Raw genomic sequence first — 10,316 nt, 5'->3', positions numbered from 1 at the left:
CCTGTAACTCACTCTGCCCCCCCCCCACTGTCTGACCTTTTTTTTGTTATAAGTATTCCCGTGCCACCCCCCTCCCGGGCCCGGGCCCCCCCCCGCCCCCCCCCCCCCCCCCCCCCCGGAACACCAGTCCCCACAACATCGACGCCGACGTCCGCCCCGCCGCAAATTCGTTCCCGCGCGGCGGCTCTGGCCGTTCGGCGTGACACTGTCTGGCCCGACCCGGCCCAGTCCGCCCGCCTGCTACCGCGCTTCGTCCAGTAAGCGGTGGTAGCCGGAACCGGGTGATGGGCGATGATGATCCGCATGCCGCAACTACAACGCGTGGGCGAGCCGGTCACCGCTCCCATCAGCGCACAAGCGCAGTCGCTGCTCACCGCGCACCTACAGCGTGTCGACCAGTTGTGGACACGGATGGACATTGTGGTCCTCAATCACCCCGCAGAGACGAGCGAGGTACTGAACGACCGCAAGGACCCCCTGCGGGCCTACGCCCATGACCTGGCCATGTTGGCGACCCGGACGGCACTTGATCACCTGCGGGCGTGGCAAACCCTCTTTACTTCCGGCGAGATACCGGTATATGCACACTTCTCGCTGTTGAGGTCCGCTCACGAATCGGCGCTGTTCGCGTACTGGCTCTCGGAACCGGGGCTGGATCGCGACGAGCGACGCCGCCGTGGAATCGCCGGCCAAGTCGCTGACCTCGACGAACGACGCAAGATCGAGGAAGCAATTGGCCGTACCGAAGCCACACCAGGAAAGCTAGCGGCAAAGCGGCTCGAAGACTTGATGGACAAGGCGACGGAATTGGGACTCACCACGAAAAACAAAAATGGGAAGACCATTCTCGCGCCTGGTACACCTTCAGTCGTCGAGCTGTTCGATCGTTACGAGGCCGCGCCACCTGAGGTCAAGGCCAGCTACCTCTATCGCCTCTACTCGGGCTACACCCATGGCAAACAGTGGGCACTGATGCAGGGCGCTCAGCCTCAGACACCGTTTGACTCTTCCGGGCGCACACTCGCCGTCGCCACCAGCAGCGAAGACGTAGCTGCCCACGCCACACGGCGAGTTGTCGACGCGGTAGAGCGGGCAATTGTCAACCAGGAGGAGCTCAGGCGGTAACCGATACGTCGACAGCACCGGTCATCCCAGACGCTCAACGCCGCAGCGACGGTCGTCGCGCGCCAATCGGAGCTACCACTCGGCGCCGGTCCCTCACGCCGTCCCGACACAGTGACAGGCGGTGCTCAGAGCGTAGCCATAACGCGTGTCGGGGTTCACCAGGACCGCTCCCTGATCCAAACTTCGTTGTCCCCGGCTCCACCAGAGGTGAGCTTGATCGACGTTGGGCATCTCGTCGATTGGAGCGATCCCGGACCACCTTCTCAGCGCCGCCAGCGGAACAGCTCTGCTATCGCCTTGATGATGCTCGGCCTGTCCTTTGGGTCGGCGCCCCGCAGGGCTAGGGCGGCGATGATGATCTTCCCCAGTACCGGGAAGATCACTCCAAGGGCGGAGCCGACCACACCCGCGAGGACTACCCACGAGCCAAGCCCGGCAATCGACTGAAGTTCCAACTAGCACCCCTCCACACCCGGGGGCCGAGACAGGTGCGCAGGGCACGGTTCAGCTCGGCCAGTCCTTAAAGCTGACTGGTCTTGCTGAGACCGCGCGGCCGGCAGTGCGTGGGCTCATGTGTAACTGCCTCCCCCAAGAAACAGGCGAGGCCCGTCCCTTGCAGGGTGTTTGGGCTCCTGGTGATGCCGGCTCTTGAGCATCGCAGGTTGCCGTCCGCGATCCTCAAACAACGACACCCAGCAGTGCCGCACTCGCAGCATACCGAAAGCCGGCAACAATCAGTGAGTACCCCAGAACCGCTGTGGTGGGCTCGTAGCCAACTGCACGCCCCGGCGCCGGGCACGCACCAGCTAGCCATCGCCTTAATTACCTGGGCACGCCGTCCGGCGGGACAGGGATCTTCGTGGACCCGGTCTCGGGATCGGCCGATGGCTTGTGCTGCCTACGACTCCTCCCGGCTAAGTCCCTCTTGCCGGCACTCGCGGAGTGTTGGCGGTACGCACGATCGTGCCGTCGACCTGGCCGTCCCGGTCGGTGTCGTCGTTCCTCCCGGGCAGCGCGATGACGTGGGCTTTCAGCGCGGGCCAGGTGCCGCCGTCGGCGGGCCCGCGACAGAACCGCTGGTAGGCGGTCTTCCGAGGCCACAGCGTTCCAGCGGGTCACGCGACGGCGACCCGGTCCGCTTCACCCAATGGATTGATTCGGCGGATCGCCTCGCGTCAGGCAGGGTCTAACGAATGAGATTCATGATCCGCGAGACAGAGCCTGAGCGGCGGCAGGCGCGTCTCGGTCGCCGAGGATGACCTCATCACCTTGGCGATGCCGCCCTCGCCGACGTCAGCTTACCGAGACGAGAGATCCCAAATCAGTACCGAATGGAGGGATTATCCGAAGCTCTTTATGACTCGCCAACCATAGAGCTACAGCCTCGCGTTCGGGCCCCACCCACGACGGAGAAGCGGCGCCGCGAACTAAGAACCTAGCGATAGCGCTCAACTCCTCATCTACTCGCTGCAACTCACGCAAATCCTCTCCGAGTTTCGGCTTCACGAAGCGCGCCCGACCGTCACTCGATGCGTAGAATTCGCTATCGAACTCGGTCAAATCCGACGGAACGCAAGAAAACCCACCAGCTGACGCGAGATGATAATCAGCGACCATCGGACTGATCTGACGGGAATCCGATGGATCAACAAACAGCATCGGATCCGCGGCGAAATCTCTAGCTATTTCCATTCGAGCCCGCACATGCACAACCATATCTAAATCAACTATGACCTCATGCGCCTTATTTAAATGTCGTTCCACACTCCGAGCCATCCAGTCAACGTCCGACACGAGCGAGGCGGCCACATCGAAGCCGTACAGATCAACGCATGCCTCGTTAACGGCTTCCCAGGCATCCTCGACCGTGCGGATCTTCCCTCTGTACCGCCCATGAAGCCAACGAAGTAGATCGAGAAGACGACTCGACGGCATAATACGATGCCACAATTGCGGATCGTCATCAAGATTTTCGGCTGTTAGGTGTTCAAACTGACCCATCAGGGATGCGACCAAAATAGAGGGCCATAGTCGACTGTTAACAACTCGACCTGCCCCAACGCCAAGAGGCTGGGGGCCGATCTCGAGTGCCGCCAGGACATCTCCCAGCCAAACATACTCGTTCTGCCATCGAAGCATATCCCTGGGCATAGACGTCAGAACCGTGAGCGCCTCCTCCATCGGCAGCAAGGCTTCCGGGGGCGCCACTTCGAACGTGGTTGCCAGAGCTTCGAGCTGGGCCCCGCCACTAAAACCGTGTGGGGCCGACGGCAGCAGTACGCGATCCCTTCGAACGCGGCGCGCGTGATTCGCCGAAAGGCGCACAGCCACCCACTGATGGGTTCCAGCAAGAGGCGGAGTCACGCCGTGGAAGGGCGCCACTAGTTCATCTTCCATATAACTGATGGGCACAACTAAAGGACCAGGTGCCGCCAGCAAGGCAGGTATGGTCTGCTTGACCTGACCCCAGAACCTCGAGACCCAACTTCCATAGTTCGTCAGATGATAGTCCAGATAGTGTCGCTGCTCGTGAGCAACGACCATTGCTCGATGAAACTCCTGCGGAACTAGGGTCTTCGAGAAAATCTCACGCGTGTACGTGCCTTCCAAGTTCCACCGAAGAGGATCCACTGGATCTAACAAGACATCTTCAGGGAAGAGCGAGGACTCCCCAAGGACAACTCTCATTAACGATGGGTCGAAATGTACCATCAATCGCCTGATTCATTCTGGTCCATGCGCAGTAAAATCTGTTCGACAACAGCGGCATCTAGACTCTGTCCGGAGTATAGGATCTTCCCCTGCCTCAGATCGCACACCAAGATCTGCGGCGGATTCGCAGCTGGCTCATCTCGGCGTTTGCTACGGCTTCTACTCCAACCTTGCAGCAGTAGTCGAATTGCTTCCACTGAGCCAGCGATAGCACCGACGACTTCTAGCACTTGAAGCGCAACGCCCATGTCTACCGGGAACGCCAGGCCATCCCCGGCGCCATCGAGAGGTCTACGTTCAGTGAGCGATACGCCAGGAGTGGACCCTGCAACCTCGGCCAGGATGTCCAGATCACTCGCCCCGGCGGAAATCGTGACCCCTACAGGCATGAATGTCCTCTTCAGCAGTGCGGCGGCCTCTTAACCAAGCATCGCCAGGATAGTAGATGTGCGCAAGTTTTGGTCTGGCGAGTTGACACGCCCCTCGGGAGTGGACGGCGTCCGGCCGATTGAAGATGTCCGACTGTTTATGAAGCAGTGTCGGCGTATGCCTGAACGTACTCAGCCAGGTACCGCGTTCATGTACCTACCTGTGCACGTCACTCTGTACGTCGGCGCACAGTCAAACAGGCTCTACTTATTCGCCCGAGGCGAAGCTTCACCAGATTCACTGCGGTTCGCGCGGGTGTTGGTGGCGGCCTACGAGCGACTTGATGCACTCAAATCGCCACGACTACGCGTCGGCCGCCGCCACCTACCCGCACGCAGAGTCACGCCCGGTCGCAAGTAGAGGAGTGAACCCACAGGCAGCATGGAAGCATGCGTCGGATTCACGGTGGGCGCCGCGGGCTATCGTGACTTACCCGACCACTGGCAGGAGCGTCTCCAGTTCCACGCGCTCGCGGTCAGCCGATGTAGCCGGTCGGGCGCAGGCTGCCCGGTACCACCACCGGAACCAGGACAATCCACTCCTCCTTGCCGACCCGCGCTCGCATCCGCAACGTCACCTCGTCGGCGCGTACGTGGTCATCGGCGGCGCTGACCCTCCACATGGCGGTCTCCCCGATCGCGATCCCCGCCCTGGTGCCGTCAGGGTAGTCGCTGTGGGTCCATGCGACCCGGCGACCCGGCCGCCCGCCGGCCGCCTCATGGCCAGCCGGAACGGGTTCCTTGTCAATCCCGAACTGACCGGTGTTGAACACCAACTCGTCGTCCAAGCTCTCCACGCTAAGGTCGTCCAAGTCGAGCGGCCCGTCTAAGCGGACGTCCAGCCGCCACTGGCTCACTTCCTCGATCTTCGCGGTGAACCGGGGTGTGCACTCCTGGTGGAGCAGCTCCTCGCTGGCGGCGGCGCTACGTTCGCTCGCGGTGGCGCTACGTTCGCTGGCCTCGGCGGACCGGTGCGCCGCCCACCACGCACCGAAGGCGATGAGCACGGCGAGCACGGCAACGCCGACGGCCGCCCATCCGGAGGGGTCTTCGATATCCACCGCCGAACGATAAGTGCCTGGGAGCATCGGCAACCTGGGCCGCAGGTGTCCTCTCACTGCCCGGAAGTCCTGTTTTCAGCCGTCGTCGGGGTCGATATCCCGGGAGACCAGCCACTGCCCGGAACTGCCGGTGTTCCGGGCCTCGCGTTCGGGCCGGATGACAGCAGCGGTTGGAACGCAGCTAGGCGAGGACCCGGCCGTCGGACCAAGTTCGCACGATCGGGCCTGTGCCCTCGGCGCGGCTGCCGCTTCCGTCCTGTCCCGCACCTTGCCCGGCCCGGCCCGGCGTGCAAGGGAGCCCGGCCCTCGCGACCGTCGCATCCGCGCTGAGGGGTGTGGTGGGGCGGGTCGCGAGGTCGGTCTTGGTCCCTTGCACGCCCGTCCTTAGGACTGGGCTGGGTTGGGGACGTGCCGGGCGGCGCCAGCGCCGGGACTGTCCGAAACTTGGCTCTGGCTCACATTCCGTGGTGACGGAGGGCGGGGGTCAGCCGAGCAGGATGCGGTGTCGCAGGAGAGCGAAGCCCCGCCCGTCCATACATTTGCCGCTTGGGTTGGCCGCTGGCTGACCACGATCGTGTTCGAGGTCAGCCTCTGCGTAGGGCCTCTCCGACCTGCCGCACCGCCTTGGGAGCGACGATCGCCACGGCCACAGCGGTAGCGGTGATGGCGACACCGCCGATCAGCACCATCTTGTTGGACAGCTTGTCGGATTGGGTTGGCCGCTGGCTGACCACGATCGTGTTCGAGGTCAGCCTCTGCGTAGGGCCTCTCCGACCTGCCGCACCGCCTTGGGAGCGACGATCGCCACGGCCACAGCGGTAGCGGTGATGGCGACACCGCCGATCAGCACCATCTTGTTGGACAGCTTGTCGGACAGCGAGCTGAGCAGGTTCTTGCTCTCGGTGTCCTTCGCGCCTTCCATCTGCACAAGCTTCATCAGCAGGTCAAGCACGTACCGCTGCTGCTCCCATTCCAGGTCCTGCGCGAGCACAGCCCGGAAAATGTCTCGAGTGTCCTGGCAAGCCCGGTGGAACCACTCCTGACTTTGGTTGTTGGCCCCAAGCGTGGCGTGGTGATGCCGTTCCAGAACGTCGAGCGCGTCGGTGGCAAGTTTCCTGAAGTTATCCATCTTCTCCACGCGCCGGCGCACCACATCGATGTCCGCGTCCGCCATCGTGGACGCGATGTGAAGCAGCTCGTTGCCCTCGTACACGTCAGCTCCGGAACCGAGGAGGTCGGCCGCCTCGACTTTGTCTTCGCCCTCGTGGCCCACGCGGCTACTCCGATCCCACAGACAGCACCGATTTCACAGCAACGCGCGGGCTGGGTGATCCGGCTCCTCGCGGGACAGAGTGTACGCGGAGCAAGCCAGGGCACACGACGTGAGTCGCACCCTAGAGGGCAGCCGCGGACGGCTGGACCGGCGAGGACGCCTTCACCTTAAGTCAATGTGCCTTTACTTGGAGTCGCGCAAAATTGCCCTCGGAGACTTAATCGGAATCCTCTTTACCTGAGGCAGACGTCACTCACGGTGACGATCGCCCGGCATTCGTGACTGTTCCCGTCCCAAGCGGCCATTGCCCTATGAGACAAACGTCGGGCGGTCAAGAGAATCGCGACGGCCGAGGGTAGGAATAGGCGACCCAGGAAACTGCCGTAGTCAGCGAGCATCGGTCCCATCGGGGAAAGTTGAGCGCTGTAAGTCCAGCAGGTATTGCTGAAGCCCCTTGTGGCGAAACTGGTATCCTACGCCGGAAACCCTCAGCAAGCCGGCCCGGCATCCCCAAGACAGGAACCGGGCGAGTCTCCAAGGCGCACCGACCCCGGCGGAGATGTAAACGGCGATCAGGTATTTCGCCATGATGGACGACGCGATTGCGGCGAAGACGTAGCCGAGCCCTAGGGCGACTCCCACCGGCTTGCCGAGTAGCTCAGTAGTGTAGATACCTACGAATCCTCCAATGGCAACGCCGAAGAGGGCGCTCGCCAGGAAATCTTTTCGTAGGATTGCTAGAGGTGATTCGACAGTTAGATGATCCCACGGCGCCAAGGTCGCGCCGATCGTCCCAGTCAAAGCTATCGCCGCACCGATCGAGATTCCATAACTTGGACCAGTGCTGATGTAAGCGGTACCCCCCGCCAGAACCGCGATCGCCGCCGATGCGGCAACAAGAACACCGCCGCGAGACGTTCTTAACGACCTAAGGCTCACTCGTAGCGGCGAGGTCCTTACCCCGGCTGCCCTGCCCGCGAGCAAGGCAAGCAGAATAAAATTAGAAAAAAAAGCGAGAGCGTAGATCACGGGCGATTCAGGCTTGTCGTTCTCCGAGAATTCGAAGAAACGAAACGCACTAAACGACAAGTTTATAAGCGTAAAGACCAACAATGCTTGATACAGGGATACTTTTCGCCTATCCAGAAGGCGCCACCATTCGTGCAATAGCAACTCCGTGGGTGCAGCCACGGAACGCCGCTTGCCTTCCTCTAGCAGCTTCGCTATCTGCATGAGATGGAGTGTCACCCTGATTGGCTGCTTGCCGTGGTGTCGGCTTCTGGCCGAGATGAAGGTCTCGTACAGCAAGCCTTCAACTCTATTGAGGTATGCGGCAGGTATAGTCATCGCCTTCCGTGACCGACGCTCATCTCTCGTTGGCAAGAAATCCTCAGCGCTTCCCCCACCCCTGAGATAGGTTGCCGACATGGCGAGGCGCCATGGCGTTCCGAGCACCCCTCGCACCGGTGAGGTCGAATCCGCTGCGGCATCAAGAACGATCTTCCACTCGCTCGCGTTGTCCTCGCCGCACTGAGATTCGAGGTAGTCCCGTACATCAATGTACCGCAATGGATGAACTCTTAGTTCATCGAAGCCGCGAATCTGTTTCCGGACTCTATGGTAGATCGTGCTGTCGCTGCGGCAAGTAAGAATTAGACGAGCGCCAACCCTCGTTGCGGAGTAGCGGTTGACGGCGGCAACAATTGTAGCTGTCTTATCGGATGGCCTCGCCTCGCTGTCCACCTCGTCCAGGGAATCAAGAATAGGTAACACGTATCCATCCGACACTAGTCGCGCTGCGACTGTTTGTTTTAGCCTGAAGCGCTCGGCTAGGTTGCCGGCGAGCCAATCCTGTAATTCGAGTTGACTTGGCCAAGTGGGGAGATTGAAGATCACCGGCACCGGTTGTACCGTCCCGCCATATAGAAGTGCCGGATCAGTCTTGCGTCGATGTGCGATGTCCGCCAGCAGCTTGAGCGACAGAACGGTCTTTCCCATGCCCGCCTCGCCACTCAGAAGCACCTTGCCGCAGGTCTCCCTAAGATACAATTCGGCAACGGAGTCCAACGAAACCGATCTTCGCTGCGAGGTTTTTGGGTGTCGCTGACCGGAGGTCGGGCGTTTACCGACGACCTCAAGCATCAGTGGGGCAGCTCGCGAATCGAGTTGATCGGTACCGAGGAGTCGACCCAACTGTTCTCCCTCGATTCGTAGTACCTGTATGGCCAGACCATCAGCGATATCACTCAACATGCTGGGCGATATGTTCCTCGTAGCCGACGCTTTGTCGGCCACCATGACGGCGACTCCTATCAAACCTGCCGATGCTCCGATTATATTTGCCCATCCGACATAATGATCGAAGGATTGCGCGTCGCCCCGATCGAACCAGGCGCCTCCAGGTAGACCGGCAGCAAGCACGATGAGCCCGAATAAGCTTAGGGTCAAACCGATCCGTAACCGGGCCGAGTTGCGAAGCCAACGTCCCACAGACTGTGCCCCTAACGACAGCGCGAACCCTCTGAATGTAGCTAGATAGCCTCGGTCGAGCCATCCCATTATCCACAAAACAGTCAAGGCCGCCAATTCAAAACCGGAAGTTGACAAGAGGTTGGCGCCAGGCATGACAACCGCTCTCCGTCCGGGCCGGCGGCTGGACGCCCTTCCAGCCCAGCTACACCAAACCAGCGCAAAATGAGCGATAACGAGATTGCCCGAGTTCCTGGCCAGCGGGATCGTCCGTCAGGTCCGCGATCACCTCTGGTCGCCTGGAAGGCTGTCCGCCCCCGAGGGGGTGGACCGTTTACACAGGTACCTTCTGCCGGGAACCGTTCACGGCTCGGGTTTCGGCTTTCAATGCGGCGAGTAGCTCGGAGACGCGGGTGTTGCGGATCGCGGTGCCATTGCGGCGTAGGCGGGCGGCGAGGGCGTCTCGGCTGACGGCCGAACCTTCATGCATCAGCTCGTCGCGAGCGGCGCGGGCGGCCGACCATGTGCCAGTAGCTCGTCCACGCCGCGATGCCGGCAATGAGGGTGGTAAAGGTGATCCGTAGGGCGGCGCACAGGGGGCTGAGGATCGGTACCCGCATCATGACGTCGATCGCGACGAAGAGGGCGAGCGGTGACCAGCCGGCGACGACGCGCGCGATGGGGTCGTTTTCGGCGTATAGGAACCCGAGCCCCGCTTCGTTGGACGGTCGCGTGTTACGCAGCGTCACTTACCGGGCTGTCAGCCTGTCCCACAGGGTGTCCAGCACCGATCAGCGTGAGGCTGGCCGACTCCGATGCGGCTCTGTGCGTCAAGCCGTGCCTGGTGATCGTCCGGAGGCGCGCATCAGCCCTGTCGGCTGGGCGGCAGCGGGTAGGTTGCCCGCACCACCAGGACGGGGCTAGGCGTGGCACAGTTCTTTCTGATGCCCCCGGCAAGATTCGAACCTGCGACACACGGTTGTCGACAAAGTAAGGTGGCCGCATATCGCCTCTTGTGTCGGCCATCGTACACCCTGGTCCGATATTTCCTACTCCGTTACCGCCAGCCGCCGCGACCCACAGGTTGATTCCATCTCCTATGCTGAATACGGTCGTTGTACCCATCTTCTGGGAGCGTGAATGTCAACTTTTGAAGTTGAGGTGATATCGGACCCCCTGAGGCTCGTTCCAAACGAAGGTTTCAGATTCAATGACCCGCTAGTGCAGGTGTCAGCGGAATACGATACG

8 protein-coding genes and 1 pseudogene are annotated in these 10,316 nt (G+C 61.4%); 1 reads left to right on the top strand and 8 read right to left on the bottom strand.

Annotation, left to right across the window (positions count from 1 at the left end; translation table 11 throughout):
* Nucleotides 1–291 precede the first annotated feature (291 nt).
* Nucleotides 292–1,125: a hypothetical protein gene (locus ACI2K4_RS22435; RefSeq protein ID WP_404513847.1), complete on the top strand. Its 834-nt coding sequence runs from the start codon at nucleotides 292–294 to the stop codon at nucleotides 1,123–1,125.
* 263 nt (nucleotides 1,126–1,388) lie between these two features.
* Here ACI2K4_RS22435 and ACI2K4_RS22430 read toward each other — a convergent pair whose 3' ends face one another.
* The 8 genes and pseudogenes from ACI2K4_RS22430 to ACI2K4_RS22395 form a co-directional block, all read right to left on the bottom strand.
* A complete protein-coding gene (locus ACI2K4_RS22430) occupies nucleotides 1,389–1,580 on the bottom strand; it encodes a hypothetical protein (RefSeq protein ID WP_404513845.1) in 192 nt (63 codons plus the stop codon).
* An 838-nt stretch (nucleotides 1,581–2,418) separates the two neighbouring features.
* Nucleotides 2,419–3,837: a hypothetical protein gene (locus tag ACI2K4_RS22425; RefSeq protein ID WP_404513843.1), complete on the bottom strand. Its 1,419-nt coding sequence runs from the start codon at nucleotides 3,835–3,837 to the stop codon at nucleotides 2,419–2,421.
* 904 nt (nucleotides 3,838–4,741) lie between these two features.
* Nucleotides 4,742–5,326: a hypothetical protein gene (locus ACI2K4_RS22420; RefSeq protein ID WP_404513841.1), complete on the bottom strand. Its 585-nt coding sequence runs from the start codon at nucleotides 5,324–5,326 to the stop codon at nucleotides 4,742–4,744.
* A gap of 584 nt (nucleotides 5,327–5,910) precedes the next feature.
* Nucleotides 5,911–6,060, bottom strand: a complete 150-nt coding sequence (locus tag ACI2K4_RS22415; RefSeq protein ID WP_404513839.1) for a hypothetical protein — start codon at nucleotides 6,058–6,060, stop codon at nucleotides 5,911–5,913.
* Nucleotides 6,061–6,074: 14 nt separating this feature from the next.
* Nucleotides 6,075–6,599, bottom strand: a complete 525-nt coding sequence (locus tag ACI2K4_RS22410; RefSeq protein WP_404513837.1) for a hypothetical protein — start codon at nucleotides 6,597–6,599, stop codon at nucleotides 6,075–6,077.
* 387 nt (nucleotides 6,600–6,986) lie between these two features.
* Nucleotides 6,987–8,741: an NACHT domain-containing protein gene (locus tag ACI2K4_RS22405; RefSeq protein ID WP_404513835.1), complete on the bottom strand. Its 1,755-nt coding sequence runs from the start codon at nucleotides 8,739–8,741 to the stop codon at nucleotides 6,987–6,989.
* Nucleotides 8,742–9,402: 661 nt separating this feature from the next.
* Nucleotides 9,403–9,585, bottom strand: a pseudogene (locus ACI2K4_RS22400) (hypothetical protein); the annotation flags it as partial.
* Entirely contained in the window at nucleotides 9,551–9,817 is a 267-nt protein-coding gene (locus ACI2K4_RS22395; protein WP_404514086.1) for a hypothetical protein, read from the bottom strand. The gene ACI2K4_RS22395 and the pseudogene ACI2K4_RS22400, both read right to left, overlap by 35 nt.
* Nucleotides 9,818–10,316: the final 499 nt, after the last annotated feature.

The sequence above is a fragment of the Micromonospora sp. NPDC050397 genome (genome assembly GCF_044901685.1).
In the GTDB taxonomy this organism is placed as follows: Bacteria; Actinomycetota; Actinomycetes; order Mycobacteriales; family Micromonosporaceae; genus Micromonospora_G.
Note: the sequence above shows the minus strand (reverse complement) of the source record. Positions and strands in the feature narration are given on the sequence as shown.

Bases quoted from the DNA above. Each gene is read 5' to 3' on its own strand.
- ACI2K4_RS22425 (WP_404513843.1), bottom strand. From the start codon at position 3,837: ATGGTACATTTCGACCCATCGTTAATGAGAGTTGTCCTTGGGGAGTCC.
- ACI2K4_RS22435 (WP_404513847.1), top strand. From the start codon at position 292: ATGATGATCCGCATGCCGCAACTACAACGCGTGGGCGAGCCGGTCACC.
- ACI2K4_RS22405 (WP_404513835.1), bottom strand. From the start codon at position 8,741: ATGCTTGAGGTCGTCGGTAAACGCCCGACCTCCGGTCAGCGACACCCA.